Origin of the sequence: Microvirga flavescens (assembly GCF_003290125.1) — a bacterium.
Lineage (GTDB): Bacteria > Pseudomonadota > Alphaproteobacteria > Rhizobiales > Beijerinckiaceae > Microvirga > Microvirga flavescens.
The window spans coordinates 77288-94809 of record NZ_QMKH01000008.1 but is presented as its reverse complement, the minus strand read 5'-3'; the positions used below and the strand labels follow the sequence as shown (position 1 = coordinate 94809).

The 17522-nt window shown below is 60.5% G+C and carries 17 protein-coding genes; 10 read left to right on the top strand and 7 right to left on the bottom strand.

The window, feature by feature from the left end:
- Positions 1 to 41 precede the first annotated feature (41 nt).
- From DQW91_RS14830 to DQW91_RS14810, 5 genes are read left to right on the top strand one after another with little or no spacing between them, the layout of a single operon-like run.
- A complete protein-coding gene (locus tag DQW91_RS14830; RefSeq protein WP_112664426.1) occupies positions 42 to 1205 on the top strand; it encodes an acyl-CoA dehydrogenase family protein in 1164 nt (387 codons plus the stop codon).
- A 26-nt stretch (positions 1206 to 1231) separates the two neighbouring features.
- Positions 1232 to 2788 carry a long-chain-fatty-acid--CoA ligase gene (locus DQW91_RS14825; protein WP_198411877.1) on the top strand — a complete coding sequence of 519 codons (1557 nt, stop codon included), beginning with the start codon at positions 1232 to 1234 and terminating at the stop codon, positions 2786 to 2788.
- 1 nt (position 2789) lies between these two features.
- Positions 2790 to 4151, top strand: a complete 1362-nt coding sequence (locus tag DQW91_RS14820; protein WP_112664425.1) for an MmgE/PrpD family protein — start codon at positions 2790 to 2792, stop codon at positions 4149 to 4151.
- Positions 4151 to 4906 carry an SDR family NAD(P)-dependent oxidoreductase gene (locus DQW91_RS14815; protein ID WP_112664424.1) on the top strand — a complete coding sequence of 252 codons (756 nt, stop codon included), beginning with the start codon at positions 4151 to 4153 and terminating at the stop codon, positions 4904 to 4906. The genes DQW91_RS14820 and DQW91_RS14815 overlap by 1 nt, the downstream gene beginning before the upstream one ends.
- On the top strand, positions 4899 to 6062 hold the full coding sequence (locus tag DQW91_RS14810; RefSeq protein WP_112664423.1) for an acyl-CoA dehydrogenase family protein: 1164 nt from the start codon (positions 4899 to 4901) through the stop codon (positions 6060 to 6062). The genes DQW91_RS14815 and DQW91_RS14810 overlap by 8 nt, the downstream gene beginning before the upstream one ends.
- A gap of 39 nt (positions 6063 to 6101) precedes the next feature.
- Here DQW91_RS14810 and DQW91_RS14805 read toward each other — a convergent pair whose 3' ends face one another.
- Entirely contained in the window at positions 6102 to 6782 is a 681-nt protein-coding gene (locus DQW91_RS14805) for a TetR/AcrR family transcriptional regulator (protein WP_112664422.1), read from the bottom strand.
- A gap of 167 nt (positions 6783 to 6949) precedes the next feature.
- On the opposite strand from DQW91_RS14805, the gene DQW91_RS14800 reads away from it, so the two are divergent.
- The 5 genes from DQW91_RS14800 to DQW91_RS14780 are packed head-to-tail and all read left to right on the top strand — an operon-like array spanning position 6950 to position 11663.
- Positions 6950 to 7729 carry an enoyl-CoA hydratase/isomerase family protein gene (locus DQW91_RS14800; protein ID WP_112664421.1) on the top strand — a complete coding sequence of 260 codons (780 nt, stop codon included), beginning with the start codon at positions 6950 to 6952 and terminating at the stop codon, positions 7727 to 7729.
- Between the two features lie 23 nt (positions 7730 to 7752).
- On the top strand, positions 7753 to 9297 hold the full coding sequence (locus tag DQW91_RS14795) for a class I adenylate-forming enzyme family protein (protein WP_112664420.1): 1545 nt from the start codon (positions 7753 to 7755) through the stop codon (positions 9295 to 9297).
- 46 nt (positions 9298 to 9343) lie between these two features.
- On the top strand, positions 9344 to 10129 hold the full coding sequence (locus DQW91_RS14790) for a glucose 1-dehydrogenase (RefSeq protein WP_157961463.1): 786 nt from the start codon (positions 9344 to 9346) through the stop codon (positions 10127 to 10129).
- Between the two features lie 9 nt (positions 10130 to 10138).
- On the top strand, positions 10139 to 10921 hold the full coding sequence (locus DQW91_RS14785; RefSeq protein WP_112664418.1) for an SDR family NAD(P)-dependent oxidoreductase: 783 nt from the start codon (positions 10139 to 10141) through the stop codon (positions 10919 to 10921).
- A gap of 10 nt (positions 10922 to 10931) precedes the next feature.
- Positions 10932 to 11663: an SDR family NAD(P)-dependent oxidoreductase gene (locus DQW91_RS14780; protein ID WP_112664417.1), complete on the top strand. Its 732-nt coding sequence runs from the start codon at positions 10932 to 10934 to the stop codon at positions 11661 to 11663.
- Between the two features lie 74 nt (positions 11664 to 11737).
- Here the strand turns inward: DQW91_RS14780 and DQW91_RS14775 are convergent, their stop codons facing one another.
- From DQW91_RS14775 to DQW91_RS14750, 6 genes are all read right to left on the bottom strand, one after another.
- Positions 11738 to 12490, bottom strand: coding sequence for an ABC transporter ATP-binding protein (locus tag DQW91_RS14775; RefSeq protein WP_198411876.1), 753 nt, complete (start codon positions 12488 to 12490; stop codon positions 11738 to 11740).
- 3 nt (positions 12491 to 12493) lie between these two features.
- Positions 12494 to 13693 (bottom strand): ABC transporter substrate-binding protein, encoded by a 1200-nt coding sequence (locus DQW91_RS14770; protein ID WP_112664466.1) that lies wholly within the window; start codon positions 13691 to 13693, stop codon positions 12494 to 12496.
- A 74-nt stretch (positions 13694 to 13767) separates the two neighbouring features.
- Positions 13768 to 14808 (bottom strand): branched-chain amino acid ABC transporter permease, encoded by a 1041-nt coding sequence (locus tag DQW91_RS14765; RefSeq protein ID WP_112664416.1) that lies wholly within the window; start codon positions 14806 to 14808, stop codon positions 13768 to 13770.
- Entirely contained in the window at positions 14808 to 15680 is an 873-nt protein-coding gene (locus DQW91_RS14760; protein WP_245411057.1) for a branched-chain amino acid ABC transporter permease, read from the bottom strand. The genes DQW91_RS14765 and DQW91_RS14760 overlap by 1 nt, the downstream gene beginning before the upstream one ends.
- 21 nt (positions 15681 to 15701) lie before the next feature.
- Positions 15702 to 16493 carry an ABC transporter ATP-binding protein gene (locus tag DQW91_RS14755; RefSeq protein ID WP_112664465.1) on the bottom strand — a complete coding sequence of 264 codons (792 nt, stop codon included), beginning with the start codon at positions 16491 to 16493 and terminating at the stop codon, positions 15702 to 15704.
- Between the two features lie 173 nt (positions 16494 to 16666).
- Complete coding sequence (locus DQW91_RS14750) at positions 16667 to 17437, bottom strand: enoyl-CoA hydratase-related protein (protein WP_112664414.1); 771 nt, start codon at positions 17435 to 17437, stop codon at positions 16667 to 16669.
- Positions 17438 to 17522 lie beyond the last annotated feature (85 nt).

The window sequence follows — 17522 nt, the reverse complement described above, 5'->3', positions numbered from 1 at the left end:
TGAACGATAACAAGCGCTGAACGCGCACCGGGAGGATCACCATGGATTTCGGCGAACCCGAACATATCGGCATGCTTCGCGAGAGCATTCGGCGCATGCTCGAGCGGCACGCTCCCCGCGAGCAGATGGCGAAGTGGGACGAGGAAGACCGCGTTCCGCGCGCGCTGATGGACCAGATCCGCGATCTCGGCGTGTGCGGCATGACGGTGCCGGAGGAATATGGCGGCACCGGCCGGGACGTCCTTGCCACCATGGTTACGGTCGAGGAGCTTTCGCGGCGCTCCATGGTCATCGGAACGCTCTTCTTGATGAATGCTTGCTACGGCAGCATGAACATCCTCGCCTCGGGTAGCGAAGAGCAGAAAAAACGTCTCTTGCCGCGCCTCGCTAACGGCGAGCTTCTTTTCGCCTATGGACTATCCGAGCCGGATGTTGGCTCGGATCTCGCCAGTGTCACGACGCGCGCCGAGCGCAGGGGCGACAAGGTCATCATCAACGGGAACAAGCGCTGGTGTTCGGGTGCCGAAATCTCCGACTACATTTACGCTCTGGTGCGCTCCGGTGAACCCGACGCCCGTTACAAGAACCTGTCACTGGTATTGATCCCGCCCACGGCGAAAGGTGTGACATTGCAACATATTCCAGCCCTCGGTGCGCGGGGGCTGAATACAAACGACGTCACCTTCGACAATGTCGAGATTCCGATCGAGGACGTGGTCGGCGGCGAGGAGGGCTGGAACCAGGGTTGGTCGAAACTCGCCGGCCCGGCCCTGGAAGTCGAGAAGCTTGAGGTGGCGGCGATGGCGATGGGCATTGCGGCGCAAGCAGTCGACGATGCCTGGGAATATTCCCAGCAGCGCCGTCAGTTTGGCCAGCGGATTTGCTCCATGCAATCAATCCGTCACATGCTCTCCGACGTGCAGACCAAGCTCGCGGCGGCGCGTTTGATGCTCTATCGGGGCTGCTGGCTCGCCGACAATAATCTGCCTTGCAGCGTCGAAACATCCATGGCCAAAATGTTCGTCTGCGAGACCGGCCTGGACATCGTTCTGACATGCCAGAAGATCATGGGCGCCTATGGCTATGCCCGCGGCTTCGACATGGAACGCCATGTCCGCGACATGCTGCTGATGCCGATCATTGGCGGCTCGACGGCCATTCAAAAGAACAACATCGCCAACCGCATGGGCCTGCCTAGGGCCTGAAGCACCGGCGAAAGGGAGGCGGAAAGATGATCGAAACGCTCGGCGACATTCTCAGGAACAATGCACATAAGTTCCCGGACGAAGTAGCCTATGTGTACGGTGATCGACGCGTCACGTTCCGCGACGTTCACGAACGGGCGAACCTGCTGGCTTCGGCCCTTTACGAGAAGGGTTTGAGACAGCAGGATCGGGTTTCAATCCTGTCGCAGAACACACTGGAGTTCATGGAGGCGTTCGGCGCCTGCGAGCTCGCGGGGTTCATCGCGGCGACCGTCAACTTCCGGCTCGCACCACCCGAACTGATTTACATCCTGACGGATTCCACGCCGCGCGTTCTGATCTTCGAAGCACAATATGCGGAGACGGTAGAAAAGATAAAGGGCAGCCTGCCGCATATCGAGACTTATGTGTGCTTTGGTGGAACGGCTCCGGAATGGGCGCTCGACTACGAGACGTTACTCGCGACGGGCAATGCGGCGGGCGCGCCCATACGGCCGCTGCCGGACGACATTATGCACTTGATCTACACCAGCGGTACAACCGGGCGGCCGAAAGGTGTCATGCGCAGTCATCGGGGTGATATCGCCATCGCCCAGCTCATGGCGACCGAACTCGGGCTGATCGTCTCGGATCGGCTGCAGCTCATGATGCCGGTCTTCCATGTCGGCGCGCGCTTCCTGCAACTGGGCATGCATCTGCGCGGGGGCAGCGTGGTGCTGCATCACGACTTCAAACCGGCTGAGATTCTCGATGCCATCGTCCGGGAAAAGGTGACCATGACGCACATGGCGCCGACCATGGTTCAAGCGGTCCTGAACCTGCCCCAAATCGAGGAGGTCGATCTCTCCGCGCTGCATACGATCTGCTACTCGGCTGCGCCAATGCCTGTTCCGTTGTTGCGACGCGGACTGAAGCTCCTCGGGCCCGTCTTCCTTCAGCTCTATGGCATGACGGAGGGTGGAGGAACGACGCTGCACAAGCGTCAGCACAAGCCCGATGGGTCGCCGGAGGACATCAAGCGACTTGGATCGATCGGTCAGGCCGCTCCCAACGTCGACGTGAAGATTGTTGACGACGAGGGGCGCGAACTTCCCGTCGGCCAGCCCGGTGAGATTCTCACGCGCACCGCGAGCCACATGGTGGGCTATTGGAACAACAGCGCGGCAACGATCGCGGCGCTTCGTGATGGATGGTACCACACCGGCGATCTCGGCTATCTCGACGATCAGGGTTTTCTCTATCTGGTCGACCGGAAGAAGGACATGATCATCTCCGGCGGGGAGAACATCTATTCCCGCGAGGTTGAGGAAGCGCTCGCGACCCATCCCGCCATCCAGGATGTCGCCGTGATCGGCGTCAAGGACGAGTATTGGGGCGAAGCCGTCCGCGCCGTCAGCGTCCTGGGCGACGGGCTCACAGTGAGCGAAAGCGAGTTGATCGAATACTGCAAGACGCAGATCGCCAGTTACAAGAAGCCGAAGTCGATCGTCTTCGTCGATGAATTGCCGCGTCTGCCGAGTGGGAAAATCAATAAGGTCGTTCTTCGCCAACTTTATGGCGCCCCCGGCGTGAAGGGCAATTGACATGGGTCAGACAGGAGCGCCGCCTCCGGTGACGCGCTGGCTCGCAGCGCGCGCTGCGGGTCTGAAATACGACGATCTATCTGAGGCCGCCGTCATCCTCGCGCGGCAGTGCATTCTCGACTGGTTCGCCGTGACGATCCCTGGAGCCGCGGAACCGGCGGTCCGCATTCTGCGTGACGAGATCCTAACCGATGGCGCCGCGCCAGTCGCGTCCCTCGTCGGTTCGCCCGAGCGCAGTTCGGCCATGAATGCGGCGCTCATCAACGGTACGGCGTCGCATTCCCTTGATTTCGACGATGTCAATCTGGCGATCCTCGGGCATCCGACCGTGGCGCTGCTGCCGGGACTTCTTGCTCTCGCGGAAGAAATTGACGCCGAACCGAACGAAGTTCTGACCGCCTTCGTCGCCGGCTATGATGTCGTGTGCCGCACCGGGGCGCTGATGAGCCCGGGACATTACGGGCATGGCTTCCATGCCACCGCCACGATCGGCAGCATCGGTGCTGCGGCGGCCTGTGCGCGGTTGCTCGGTCTCGACGCCGAGACCACGGCGACGGCCTACGGCATCGCGGCGACGACGGCGTCAGGCTTGAAATCGATGTTCGGCACCATGTGCAAACCGCTGCATGCGGGTCGTGCGGCTCAGAATGGCCTGCAGGCGGCGCGGCTCGCGGCCCGGGGGTTCACGAGTCGTCAGGACGTTCTCGAATGCGAGCAGGGGCTCGCGGCGACCCAGAGCGCGAATTTCAATCCGGAAGTCGCGATGCTCGAAGCGCCTTTCGACCATCACATCCGAAACAATCTCTTCAAGTACCATGCTTCCTGCTACCTCACCCACGGGGCGATCGAGGCCGGCCGGACCCTACGCGAGCAGCACGGCGCGTCGTCGAACGCGATTCAGGCCATTGCAATCCGCGTGCCTCCGGTCACAGATCGCGTCTGCAACATAGCGAAGCCGGCAACCGGCCTCGAAGCCAAGTTCTCACTTCGGCTGACTGTCGCCATGGCGCTCGCGGGTCGCGACACGTCTGCGATCTCGACATTCGAGGATGCGGTGACAAGGGAGCCCGAACTCGTTCGTCTACGCGACATGGCCACGATCGTCTTCGACGAAACCTATCCGGAAGCAAAAGCGGAGGTGACGATCGAGACATCCGACGCGAAGCGCTTCACGGCAAACTACGATGCCGGAGTTGCGGGCACTGATCTGCGCCGGCAGGGCAGAAAACTGGAGCGGAAGTTCGACGCTCTGGTCGAGCCCGTGCTTGGCCGGATTTCGGCGGATTTGCGTGGGGCCCTCACGGCATTCGGAGACGGAAGTTCGGTGACGGACGTGATGAAACTCGCGCGGAGTGCGAATTGATGGCCGAAGCTCGGGAAACTGCAGTTGTAACGGGCGCGGCCAGGGGCATCGGCCGTGGCATCGTCGAACGTCTTGCGGAAGACGGATTTCGCGTTGTCGCACTTGATCGTCTTGAAGACGTGCATGGTGTAGCATCATCTCTCCGCGCTGGTGGCGCGGATGTCGAATCCTTTGTTGCCGATATTCGTGATCGGGCGGCGATCGCCGCGATCCTGGAGCGTTTCGCACCGCTCGATGTGATCGTGAATAATGCGGCCGTCACGAGCACGCATCGCTTCGAGGACCTCACTGAGGATGACTTTCGCGAGAACTTCGAAATCAATACGGTCGGTACGTTCATCGTCGCTCAGGAGGGTGCGCGGCGCATGCGGAATGGCGGGCGCATCGTCAACATCGCGTCTCGATCCTTTGCAGGCGCGCCGCAAATGGCGCATTACGTGGCCTCCAAGACGGCGGTCGTCGGGTTGACGCGCGCGATGGCGATCGACCTCTCGCCGCGCGATATCCGGGTCAATGCAGTCGCGCCCGGTGTCGTCGACACCGACATGCTTCACTACATGACGCCCGAGCGCCAACAGGTCATGCTCAGTCTTCAACTGCTCGGCCGCATCGGTCAGCCGGAGGATATCGCGCGGGCGGTGTCCTTCCTCGCCTCACGAGAGAACCGCTACATCACCGGACAGGTCCTGATTGTCGACGGTGGACGCTCGCTCGGTCAGGGCCAACTCCCGCCTGAGGAATCTCCCTATGCCTGAACTTTCCGAAGAACGCCGCATGATTCAGGAATCGGCTCGGGAGTTCACACGCTCACGCGTGCGCCCTCTTGCCGATAAGCTCGACCCCGTGAAGGGCGAAATGCCGCGCGAGCTGATCGATGAAATGGCCGAGCTCGGCTATTTCGGTATCCTGATCCCTGAGGAGTATGGCGGTCTGGGTCTCGGCGCGCTCGAATATTGCCTCGTCGCCGAGGAGCTCGCCCGCGGCTGGATGAGCGTAGCGAGCATGATCGCGCGCGGCAACGCGTTGATCGGATCACTGAAGTCGATGACGCCGGAGCAGAAGAAAGTCTACTTGCCGCGGATGGCGCGGGGAGAGTTTCTCGGAGCTTTCGCGCTCTCGGAGCCGAATGCCGGCTCCGACGTCGCCAACATTTCGTGCCGCGCCAAGCGAGTCGGAGACGAATGGGAGATCACGGGCAACAAATATTGGTGCACTTTCGCGGATGGAGCAGATTTCATCCTCGTTTTTGCCCGCACTGATCCCACGATCGATCCGAAGGCCCGGCATCGCGGAATTTCCGCCTTCATGGTGGAAAAGCCGCGCGGTCAATTGCCCCAAGGCGTCCGGGGTAATCCGATCCCTAAGATCGGCTATTATGGTTGGACGACTTGGGAATTGGCGTTCGATGGCTGTCGGGTCCCTGCCGAGAACATGATAGGCGAGGAGGGCAGGGCCTTCTATCTCGCCACGGCAGGTCTGGAGACGGCGCGTGCTCATACGGCAGCGCGATCGATCGGCTTGGCGCAGGCTGGGTTGGAAGACGCGATTCAGTTCTCCAAGGAGCGTCGGCAGTTCGACAAAGCCATCGCGTCTTTCCAGGCGATCCGATTCAAGATCGCGACGATGGCGACTGAGATCGAAGCCGCGCGCTCGCTGATGTACGTCGTCTGCGAAAAGATCGACCAGGGCGTGCGCTGCGACAAGGAGGCGTCGATGGTGAAGCTCTTCGCATCCGAGATGTCGGAGCGCGTTACCAGCGAGGCGTTACAGATCCATGGCGGCGGTGGTTACACGACGCTCAACGCCGTCGAGCGGCATTGGCGAGATGCGCGCCTGACCAAGATCTTCGAAGGGACGTCCGAGATCCAGATGCGCATCATCTCGGATCACATCCTCGGTCGGGATAGCTGACGCGCACGTGTGACCTAAAACGGCTCCGCAGCACTCCTGTCACAGGGCGCGGATGCGCGGAGTGCGGGGGGCTGCTTTCTGCTTGGACGGCGGCTGTGCCTTAGTCGTCGTCATCATTCCTGAATCGGTAACGAGGCCGTCGATCACGACGCCGGAGAATGTGCGGGCCACCTCATCGATGCTGCGGCCACCGGGTTTGAACCACTCGACGGTCCAGTTCAGCGCGCCGAGAATGAACAGACGAGCGAGTGAGAGGTCGGTGTCTGACCGGAATTCTCCGCGCTTCTGAGCGTCCATGAGAATGCCCTGCCACATGGTGGCATACGAGCTTCTGAGCCGCTGGTTCTTTTCCCGGATCGGCTTGGGAACTTGGCCGAACACGCGCCGGGTCGCCAATGTGTAATCGCCATTGTCGATGATGGCCGAAAGGTGGGCGCGAATCGCTGTCTCCACCCGCTGCCGACCTGACGCATCGGAAGGCAGCGCGTCGAGAGCAGCCTTGACCGTTTCAATGACCGCATGGATGCCGAGATCGAGAACCGCGCTGATGAGTTCGTCTTTCGACTCGTAATGATAATAGATGCTGCCGGCTTTGAGGTCGGCCTCGTCGGCGATCATCCGCATCGTCGTGCCGGCATAGCCGTTATCACGAAATATCTTGGCCGCGGCATCGAGAACCCGCTTCTGGGAAATGGCCGACTTGGCCAGCTTTTTTGTCATTCCGCTTCTCTAGTCTCGTGCCTGTAGGTTTGTATCATTATAAGCGGCAATTTGATTCAAGGGAATGGTTTCGAACAGACATCAGAATTTGTTGATTTTCTAACTAGTGTTAGGTTTTTAATTGGTATAGCCTTCTCTGAAGTGCCGATAAGCGCAGGGAGGAGCCGGTGGAGATCGTCGAAATCGAGCGGCACGAACGCGGAATAGCGCGTCTCGTCATGAAACATGAGGTGGCCCGCAACGCGATGGGAGAGGAACTCAGAGGCAAACTTCTACCCGTCCTCACCGAGCTTCTGAGCGATATCAAAACCCGTGTGATCATCATCGCCTCGGCGCTGAAGGATTTTTCGGTCGGCGGTGATCTGTCGAAGATGGACACGCTTGGCGATCCCGAGGCCGGGCGTCAGCGAATGATCTCGGCGCACCGTCTCGCCCGTCTACTCCTTTCTGCCGACAAGCCTCTCATAGCCGAAGTCCGAGGCCACGCGGTCGGAGCCGGCGCCGGCCTCGCACTGGCCTGCGACACGATCGTCATGGGCGAGAATGCCAGCATGGGTTTTCCATTCCCGCGCATCGGCCTCACACCGGATTTCGCCATCGCCTATACCTTGCCGCAGCGCATCGGTTTCGCCAAGGCGAGACAGGCCCTTCTCTACGCTCGCAACTTCAAGGGTGCGGATGCGCTCGCAATCGGATTGGCCGACGATGTCGTCCCCGACGAAGCCGTTGCGGCGAAGGCAATGGAACGGGCACGCGAGATCGCGGCGCTTCCTTCCTTCGCAACTGCGCTGACAAAGCGCATGATGGAGCGCTCGGACGACCCCGCCGCTGTTCTGGATTTCGAAGCGATGGCCCAGCCGCTCTGCTTTGCCAGTGACGATTTTCGAGAGGGTCTTTCGGCCTTCCGTGAAAAGCGTAAGCCGAACTTCGGTCCGACTGTCGAATAAGTAACAAAAGAAGGACAGGGTCGATGAAGGTGCCGCAGACGCTTGCCGACATGCTTGACAACAATGCGTGGAAGCATCCCGACGAGACGGCGTTCGTCTGGAACGACAAGCGTATCACCCATTCTCAGTTTCACGAGCGCGTGAGCCGTCTCGCCAGCGCACTGCACCGGCTCGGCCTGAAACGTCAAGACCGGGTCGGCATCCTCAGCCAGAACTCGCTCGCCTTTCAGGAGGTCTATGGCTCTTGCGAGATCTCCGGTTTCATCTGCGCGACAGTCAATTGGCGTCTCGCGCCGCCGGAGATGGTCCATATCATCAACGACAGTGCGCCGAAGGTCCTGATTTTCGAAGCGGCCTACGCCGCCACTGTCGCTGCTATGAGAGCTCAGCTGACGACGATCGAGAACTATATATGCATCGATGGCAGCATCGACTTCGCATCGGACTACGAGGAGGTGTTGGCCTCGGGCGATGCGTCCGGAGTTCCGTTTCGCCCATCGTCGGACGACGTGGCTTTTCTGATCTACACGAGCGGCACAACCGGCCGGCCGAAGGGGGTGATGCTGTCGCAGGCGGGCCAAGTGGCCGCTGCCGAGATCCTTGGCTCCGACCAGCGCAATTCACCAGCCGACCGCCTGCTCATCATGATGCCGCTTTTCCACATCGGCGCAAAGATCATCCAGCTCGCGCAGCATTGGCGCGCCGGTACCGTCGTCATCCAGAAGGGATTTGACGCGCAGGCGATTCTCAGCGCGATCGAGGAAGAGAAAATCACGGTCACGCACATGGCGCCGACCATGATTCAATCTCTCCTGGACTCCCCGCATATGGGCACGACGGATACATCGAGCCTGCGCATGATCGTCTATGCTGCGGCGCCCATGCCGATTCCCGTCCTGAAGCGGGGCCTGAAGCTTCTCGGGCCAGTGTTTCAGCAGCAATTCGGTCAGACGGAAGGCATAGGCACGACATTGCTCGCCCATCAGCATAGGCCCGACGGCACCGACCGGGATCGCGAGATCTTGACATCGGTCGGCCAGGCTTCACCGCGAGTCAATGTCCGCATCGTCGATGAGAATGGCGAAGACGTGCCGAGGGGAAGCGTCGGCGAGATTCTGCTCACGAGCCCCGGAGTTATGAAAGGATATTGGAACAACACTGTCGCGACGCTGGAAACGCTGCGCGACGGGTGGGTGCATACCGGCGACGTGGGAAAGCTCGATGACGAAGGCTTTCTCTACCTCGTGGACCGCAAGAAGGACATGATCATCTCCGGCGGCGAGAATATCTATTCCCGCGAAGTCGAGGAGGCGATCGTCTCTCACCATGCCGTGTCCGAGGTCGCGGTGATCGGCGTGCCCGACGAGAAGTGGGGCGAGGCGGTGATGGCTGTCGTGGTGGTAAAACCCGGCGCGTCGACAACGTCGGAGGAAATTGTCGATCACTGCCGGACGCAAATCGCGAGTTACAAGAAGCCACGCCATGTGACTTTCGTCGACGAGATCGTGAAGCTCCCGAGTGGCAAGATAGACAAGGTCGGGCTGCGTCGAATCCATGGACCAAGCTGAGCCGCCGCTGCTGCAAATGCCGCCCACATGGCAAGGAGGATTGAGGATGCTTGAACTGTTCTCCCTGAAAGGGAAGGTCGCCGTCATTACGGGAGCGAGTCGCGGGCTCGGCAAGCCGATGGCCAAGGGTCTCGCCGCTGCTGGCGCGCATGTGGTGCTGATGGCGCGCGACGAAGAAAAGCTCAAAGCGGTGCGCGATGAGATAGCCGACGCTGGTGGAAAAGCGGCAGTGCTGGCGGTCGATCTCGCCGACGAGGAGGCCATTCGCGCCGGAATCCGGCGCATCGGCAACGACCTCGGGCGCATCGACATCTGTGTCAATAATGCCGGCATCATCAACTGGCAGCCAATCCTCGACAGCGATGTCGAGGACTTCGAGCGCATCATGGAAACCAATGTGAAGGCGAGCTTCATCCTGTCGCAGGAATGCGCGGCCTTCATGCGCGCTGGAGGTCGTGGCGGCCGCATTGTCAATATCGGCTCCGTTCTCTCGACGATCGGACGGGCGAAGCTGCATGCCTATTGCGCCAGCAAGTCCGCGATCGTTGGGCTCACCCGATCGCTCGCCGCCGAGCTCGGCCGCGAGAACATCACCGCCAACGTGATTGCCCCCGGCTATTTCGTCTCGGATATCAATGCCAGCCTGACGTCGCGACCCGGCTATGTGGACGCCGTCAGCGGCGTCACGCCGATGGAGCGTTGGGGCAAGCCGGAGGAGCTCGTCGGCACACTCATCTACCTCGCATCGGATGCCTCGAGCTTCGTGACCGGCCAGGTGATTCATGTCGATGGCGGGATCGAGGCCACCTTCACCTTCCAGCTTGCAGCCTGAGGAACGGGCATGACCGAACGTTTTTCGCTCAAAGGACAGGTTGCCGTCGTGACCGGAGCCTCGCGCGGCCTCGGATACGAAATGGCGCGTGCTGTCGCTGAGTCCGGTGCCCGCGTCTACATGACCGCGCGAGGGAAGGACCAGCTCGAAGAGTCGGCTTCCGCCCTGCGAGAACAAGGACTTGATGTCCGCACCAGCGCATTTGACCTCGCCGACGGCGACCAATGTGTCGATGCCATTCGCAAGATCGGCGAAGCGGAGGGCCGTCTCGATATCCTCGTCAACAATGCGGGTATCAATGCCTGGGAGCCTTTGGCCGAGGCAAAGACATCGACGTGGGACAAGGTGATCGCCACCAACGTCCGTGGTCCATATTTGCTGTGCCGGGAAGCAGCGCGGTTCATGGTCCCGATGGGATATGGCCGCATCGTCAATGTCGGCTCGGCGCTCGCTGTCACAGGCCGTGAGAAGATCGCGGCCTATGTGTCCAGCAAGCACGGACTCGCGGGCCTGACGCGGGCGCTTGCTGCCGAACTCGGCCCCAGTGGCGTGACCTGCAACATGATGGCACCGGGCTATTTCCTGACGGAGATCAACACGAGTATTCTGGCGCGGCCGGGCTATGAGAAGGGCGTCTCCGGCCGCATCCCGCTGGGCCGCTGGGGCGATCCCGAAGAGGCGGGCGGTGTTGTCGCCTTCATGGTCTCGAAGGCCTCGAGCTACATGAACGGCCACATCCTGATGGTGGATGGTGGCCTGACCGAAACCTTCGTCCTTCCCGTGGACGCCTGAGGAAACAACGATGAGTGACAAGGAAGTGGCGCTGGTGACGGGCGCCGGACAAGGGATCGGTCTTGCGACGGTCAGGCGCCTTCTCGATGACGGCTTTCACGTCGTGATGGTGGACCGTAACGCCGAGCCGCTCGCCGCGGCGAGGCAGGCCCTGCGCGAGGCCGGCAGATCGGTCGAGCACCACGCGCTATCGATCACGGATCGCGCGGCCGTCGCGACGCTGATGGAGTCCTTGCCGAGGCTCGATGTGCTGGTCAACAACGCGGCGATCTTTTGGGATGGCAAGTTCGATACGATCACGGAGGATGACTTCAAGGCGATGTACGAGGTCAATGTCGTCGGCACGTTCGTGATGGCGCAGGAAGCAGTGAAAGTGATGAAGCGCGGCGCGCGCATCATCAATGTTGCCTCGCGTGCTTACCTCGCGGGCTATGCTCACGCTCCCTATATCACGTCGAAGGCTGGAACTGTCGGACTGACGCGCGGGATGGCCTTCGATCTCGCGGAGAAGGGAATCTTCGTCAACGGTATCGCGCCCGGCCTGATCGAGACGGATATGTTCCGCTCGTTGACGCCCGAGCGGCAGCAGGAACTTATCGCGAAGCAGCCCACGAAGACCGTCGGCCAGCCTGAGGATATCGCCAACGGCATCGCATTCTTCGCCGATCCGCGAACAAAAAACGTAACCGGCCAGATTCTCACTCTCGATGGCGGCCGATCGATGGGTATTTCGCTCTACTGAGCATCTCGCACAGCCGATTAAAGGGCGGCACTGGTAGCGCCGCCCTTTTCTCAATTTGACGGCACGTTAAGAAGTCAGGCCGCTCTCTCGGTCTCGACGCCGAGATAGAATTTCTGGATGTCCTCGTTCGCCGAAAGCTCTTCCGTGCTGCCGGCCATAACAGTTCGACCGTTCTCGATGACATAGCCGTAAGAGGCATACTTCAACGCGATCACCGCATTCTGCTCGACCAGCAGGATGGAGACCTTCTTCTCGCGGTTGATCTGCGCGACGATTTCGAAAATTTCCTGCACGATCAACGGCGCCAAGCCGAGGGATGGCTCGTCGAGCAGGATCATTTCCGGATCGGCCACCAACGCCCGTCCGATCGCCAGCATTTGCTGTTCGCCCCCGGAAAGGTATCCTGCCGCCTGGTTCCGACGCTGCGACAGGATCGGGAAGTAGTTATAGACCTCGTCGAAAGCATCCTTGCGCGGCCGAGATTTGCGCTGCGCGAATGTCGAAGCGATGAGGTTTTCCTCAACCGTCATTTCCGAGAAGATGTGGCGTCCCTCGCGGACATGAAAGATGCCGCGCCGCACAATCATGTGCGGCGCGAGTTTGAGAATGTCCTGTCCACCGAGCGTGATTGATCCGCGCGTCACGCGGCCATCCTCCAGCGGCAAGAAACCGGAAACCGCCTTCAGCGTCGTTGTCTTGCCGGCGCCGTTGGCACCGAGAAGGGCGACGATGCTGCCCTCCGGGACACGCAGGCTCAGGTTGGTGAGTGCCTGAATGACGCCCTGATAGACGACGGCGAGATCCCGGATTTCGAGTGCGGCTGCCATCGCTCAGTTCACCTTCATCCAATCGGTGAGATGCTGCGGATCCCAGTTGTTCTTCTGGCTCCACTTGATGATCCGCCCGAGTCCGACCTGCTGGCCGGAGATGGAAACCGGAGCGTCGATGATGCCACCGGTGTCCCAATTCTTCACCGCGCGTACGGCCTGAGCGAGGTTGTCACCGTTGATCGGTTGCCCTGCGTCGATGACGGCCTCGAAAGCTCTTGTCGCCATCATGCCGCTGACCCAGGCGTTGAGGAATCCGAGGCGAGCATAGCCGTTGAAGCTTGGATCCTTCGCTTTAGAGAGCTCGCCGATGGTCTTCATCATCGTGCCGGCGGGCTTCAACGTGTCGTCGTTCCAGACTTTGACGCCGACCAATCCTTCAGCGACGTCCTTGAGCTCGAGCATTTTGGCGCGCTCATTCTGCCAAACGGTCCCCAGGAAAACTACGTCGTTCATGCCATAGTCGCGAACCAAGCGCACGATCTCCGGCCAGACCGCGAAGGAATAACCGTGGTGGATGACGTGGGTCGGCTGAGCTTTGCGGATCGCCAGGGCATAGGCGCTGACGTCCGTCTCGACGAACTTGGTCTGCTGGACCAGGACCACTTTGACGCCCACTTCCTCCGCCCGCTTGATCGCTGGCTCGACGCCGTCGCGGCCCATGCTCGTGCTCGAATGCACGATCACGACCTTTGTCGGATTCGATCCGGATGATGTCTTGATATAATCAATGAGCATCTGAAGCTGTGCGCCATATGTCGCGCCAGTCACGAAGTGATAGGGAAAAGTCTTCTCGTCGGCGAGCTCTGACGCAAACGACCCCGATGTCATGAAGATTTTTTGCGTTGAGTTGTTCTCGGGTGAAATCGCCTGGATCATGCCGGTGCTTTCACCGAACAGATAATCGACACGCCCCTGGGCCAGCGCCTTTTTCACGTTCGCCACAGCGACGTCGACCTTGAAGGTCGAGTCGTTGATCGTCAGGTTGATCTTACGACCGCGAATGCCGCCGTTCGCGTTGATCCATTTGGCGTAGGTGGTGAAACCGTCGGCCTGGAATTTACCGCCCTCGGCAGCAGGCCCGGTCAGGTCGCAGTGAATGCTCCAATTGAGGTCATCGGCCGCGCGTGCGGTACGGATGCCGAATGTGCCGACCGCCGCAGCCGCGCCCGCTGCTTTCACGAAGTTACGTCTGTTAATCATTATCCCCTCCACCTACTAGATCTGATCGATCGCTTATTTGGTATGCGCCGCCCCTCGGGGACGGCGAAGGCCTCTCACTCGCTCCCGCGAACAGGTGAGAATTTCTGCCGAGCGCGCTTCCACAACTGGGCGAGCCCGCGCGGTTCAAGGATAAGGAAGGCCACCATAAGGAGGCCGAAGATCGTCTCGCGGAGCGGGACGAGGATCGACGCGATGTCGAAGCCGAACGTTCCGCCGATCGTGAGCGCGCCTTCGCGCAACACCTCCGGGAGAAGGGTCATGAAGACTGCTCCCAGGATAGCGCCGAGCGTCGAGCCCATGCCGCCGACGATCACTGCCGACAGGAAGAAGACGGAGAGAAGAAGGCCGAATTGCTCGGGGTTCACGAATTGATTGAAATAAGCCATCAAGCCACCGGCGACACCGGCATAGAACGAGCCGAGCGCAAAGGCGACAAGCTTGTACCAGACGATCTGGACGCCCAAGACCTCCGCTGTCAGATCGCGCTCGCGGACGGCGATGAATGCGCGGCCGACGCGGGAGCGAATGACGTTCAGCGTGAAGATCGTGAAGAACACGACGCAGGCGAGGATGAGGTAATAGGTCCGCGTCTCGTTATTCAAGGCATAGCCGAACACCGTCGCCGGCTGGACCGTCAATCCCGCATCGCCGTTGGTGACACTCTGCCAATGCACAAAAACGAAGTTCAGGATGAATTGCGCGGCGAGTGTGGCAATGACCAGATAGAGGCCCCGGATTCGCAGAGACGGAAGACCGAAGGCGATGCCGATGACGGCCGCGACCACGCCCGCAAGAGGGATCGTCACGTAGAAGGGAAGGCCGAGATGGATCTGCGCGAGCGCCACCGTGTATGCGCCGACACCCACGAATGCGGCATGACCGAGGGACAACAAGCCGGTGTAGCCTGTCATGATGTTGAGGCCGTGCGTCACGATGATGTTGATGCCGAGAAGGCCCGCGAAGTAGATCCAATAGCGGGGAGCGACAAGCGGCAGCGCTGCGAGCACGGCAATGAGCAGCACAGCCCAGAGCCAGTCCCGGTTGTTCGTCCGTAGTGGCGTGGGGATCGTCGTTGTTTCCACTTGGCTCAACATCAGATTCGCTCGATTTCCTTGGTGCCGAACAGGCCGGTCGGACGGACGAGAAGGACCAGCAGGGCGAGAATGTAGGGAGTGATCTCGCGGAACTCGGTACCGAGAATCCATCCGGTCACCGATTCCAGCCAGCCGATGATGAAGCCCGCGACGAGGACGCCGCCGATCGAGTTCATGCCGCCGAGGATAACGACCGAGAGGACATTGAGAGCGACGAGACCGAGATGTGGCGTCAATGTATTCACATTGGCCATCAGAATGCCGCTGATGCAGCCCGTGACGGCGGCGATCACCCAGCTGAAGGCGATGACGCGACGCACGTCGATTCCCATGGAATAAGCGGTAATCTGGTCCGCCGCCGCGGCGCGAAGCGCAATGCCGGCGCGGGAGTAACGCAGAAAGGCGATCAGCGAAATGACGATCACGACGGCGATGGCGAAGGCGCGCGCGGTCTTCCCAGGGATGAAGATGCTGCCGAGCAGGACAGGGGATCGCGACAGGATCGCCGGAATCTGAAGATCGTTCGGCCCCCAGATCATGCCGACGACGCCACGGATGATGCTGCCGATGCCGAACGTCACCATCACGATGGCGATGAAGGGCCGCCCCATCATCGGCCGCAATGCAAACCGCTCGATCAACAATGAAACCGCGACCGAGCCGATCAGCGCCGCGACGACACCAAAGAAGATCCCCATCGAGAATGTGACGGCAGCCGTGTAGAAGAAATAGGCGGACAGCATCATCATTTCGCCCATGGCGAAGTTGAACGTACGGCTCGATTTGAAAATCACGACGATGCCGAGCGCGATGAGAGCGTAAATGCCGCCCGAAGCGATGCCGACTGCCGAGTATTCGAGAAACAATGCCACCGAGTTCAAGGCTTCGCGCTCCTATGCCGCTGTTGCTTCTGCCATCGCGACATCGTCGCCCGCACCCAGATAGGCCGCGATGACGGCCGGATTGGCGCGCACCTCGTTGGGCGTTCCGGAAGCGATGGGCTTGCCGAAGGAAAGGACCACGATATGGTCGGATATTCCCATCACCATGCTCATGTCGTGTTCGATCAAAAGCACAGTCGTGTTCCAGTTATTGCGGACATCGACAACGAAGCGGCTCATCTCCTGCTTTTCCTCGCGGTTCATGCCGGCGACCGGCTCGTCGAGGAGCAGAATCTTGGGTTTCATGACCAGCGCGCGCGCCAGTTCAACCCGCTTCTGGAGGCCATAGGCGAGATCCTCTACGGGATGGTGCTGAACGCGGTCGAGTTCGAGAAGGCCGATAATATCGCGCTGGATTTCGTGCGAGAGTTCAGCTTCCTCTTTGCGCGTCTGCAACAAACGGAAGCCCGCCGACAGAACGCCGCTCTTCAGCTTGGTGTGAGCGCCTAGCTTGATGTTGTCGAGGACGCTCATGCCGTGAAAGAGCGCGATGTTTTGAAAGGTTCGCGACATACCGCAATAGGCGCGCTGACTCGGTTTAAGGCCTGAGATATCGCGGCCGTCGAGCGTCACGCGCCCGTGCTGGGGCTTGTAAAAGCCGGATATGACATTGAACAGGCTGGTCTTTCCCGCGCCATTGGGGCCGATCACGGAGGTGATCTTGCCGGCCTGGGCGTGAACGCTCACGCCGCTCAGCGCTTTGAGGCCGCCGAAAGCGAGCTGGATATCATCTACGAGCAGCATAGTCAGTCGCGCCGTAGATCGCGGCGCGCGCAAGCGACTTGCGGGAAATTTTTCGCATCCATGCTCTTCCTCCCAATCACCCTGTCGATCTCCGTCGCTTTGGGTATTCAAAAACTCTAACACTCGTTCGAAAACTTGTCACCACTCTTTGTGAGGGCCTGTCGGCTGCCGCCTCAGGTTCCTGAAAACGTTGCGTTTCTCTTCTCTAGAAAAGCGGTCATCGCCTCGCGCTTGTCGTCAGAATCGAACAGCAGATAGGCCGCCCGGCGCTCGAGCATGAGAGCCATATCGAGCGGGGCATCAAGCCCCGCATGCAGCACTTGCTTGATCTCGGCGACCGCGAGCGGCGGCATGGCGGCAATGGCGCGCGCGATCGCGATCGCTTCAGAAACAGTGTCCTCATCCGGTGTGAGCTTGCTCACCAGTCCAGCCTCATAGGCTTCCCGCGCGGTCATGGGCTGGCCGGTGAGAAGCATCAGCATCGCGCGGTAGCGGCCGACCGCTCGTGCCAGCCGCTGAGTCCCGCCGGCGCCCGGCATGATGCCCAACTTGACCTCGGGTTGTCCGAACAGCGCGCCTTCGCCTGCCACGATGATATCGGCGTGCATGGCGAGCTCACATCCCCCACCCAGAGCATATCCGTTGACGGCGGCGATAACCGGCTTGGGGCAGTGGCGGATCGCTCCCCAGTTGAGGTCATCGCCTCGGCGCATCATCTCGGCCGGCCCGATCGAAACCATTGAACGAATGTCTGCGCCGGCTGCGAACGCCTTACGGTCTCCAGTGACGATGATCGCGCGGATCGCTTTTTCCTCCGACAGCGAGAGAAAGTGACTCCGTAGTTCCGCGCGAAGTTCCGGGCTGAGGGCGTTGCGCGCCTCCGGTCTATTGAGCCGAAGAAGCGCCACATGCTCCGCTGGATGTTCGAGGACCACCAGTGACATGATGTCTTGCCTTGCGCTGTTTGATTCGCGGTCCCGTCGAAAAGGGGTTTACGCGTCGATATTCTAACGATAGTTAGATTATAGG

Excerpts from the sequence above, each read along its gene's own strand:
- DQW91_RS14790 (WP_157961463.1), top strand. The coding sequence starts at position 9,344 with ATGCTTGAACTGTTCTCCCTGAAAGGGAAGGTCGCCGTCATTACGGGA.
- DQW91_RS14810 (WP_112664423.1), top strand. The coding sequence starts at position 4,899 with ATGCCTGAACTTTCCGAAGAACGCCGCATGATTCAGGAATCGGCTCGG.
- DQW91_RS14755 (WP_112664465.1), bottom strand. The coding sequence starts at position 16,493 with ATGCTGCTCGTAGATGATATCCAGCTCGCTTTCGGCGGCCTCAAAGCG.
- DQW91_RS14750 (WP_112664414.1), bottom strand. The coding sequence starts at position 17,437 with ATGTCACTGGTGGTCCTCGAACATCCAGCGGAGCATGTGGCGCTTCTT.
- DQW91_RS14795 (WP_112664420.1), top strand. The coding sequence starts at position 7,753 with ATGAAGGTGCCGCAGACGCTTGCCGACATGCTTGACAACAATGCGTGG.
- DQW91_RS14815 (WP_112664424.1), top strand. The coding sequence starts at position 4,151 with ATGGCCGAAGCTCGGGAAACTGCAGTTGTAACGGGCGCGGCCAGGGGC.
- DQW91_RS14830 (WP_112664426.1), top strand. The coding sequence starts at position 42 with ATGGATTTCGGCGAACCCGAACATATCGGCATGCTTCGCGAGAGCATT.
- DQW91_RS14780 (WP_112664417.1), top strand. The coding sequence starts at position 10,932 with ATGAGTGACAAGGAAGTGGCGCTGGTGACGGGCGCCGGACAAGGGATC.
- DQW91_RS14775 (WP_198411876.1), bottom strand. The coding sequence starts at position 12,490 with ATGGCAGCCGCACTCGAAATCCGGGATCTCGCCGTCGTCTATCAGGGC.
- DQW91_RS14770 (WP_112664466.1), bottom strand. The coding sequence starts at position 13,693 with ATGATTAACAGACGTAACTTCGTGAAAGCAGCGGGCGCGGCTGCGGCG.
- DQW91_RS14825 (WP_198411877.1), top strand. The coding sequence starts at position 1,232 with ATGATCGAAACGCTCGGCGACATTCTCAGGAACAATGCACATAAGTTC.
- DQW91_RS14805 (WP_112664422.1), bottom strand. The coding sequence starts at position 6,782 with ATGACAAAAAAGCTGGCCAAGTCGGCCATTTCCCAGAAGCGGGTTCTC.
- DQW91_RS14820 (WP_112664425.1), top strand. The coding sequence starts at position 2,790 with ATGGGTCAGACAGGAGCGCCGCCTCCGGTGACGCGCTGGCTCGCAGCG.
- DQW91_RS14785 (WP_112664418.1), top strand. The coding sequence starts at position 10,139 with ATGACCGAACGTTTTTCGCTCAAAGGACAGGTTGCCGTCGTGACCGGA.
- DQW91_RS14765 (WP_112664416.1), bottom strand. The coding sequence starts at position 14,808 with ATGTTGAGCCAAGTGGAAACAACGACGATCCCCACGCCACTACGGACG.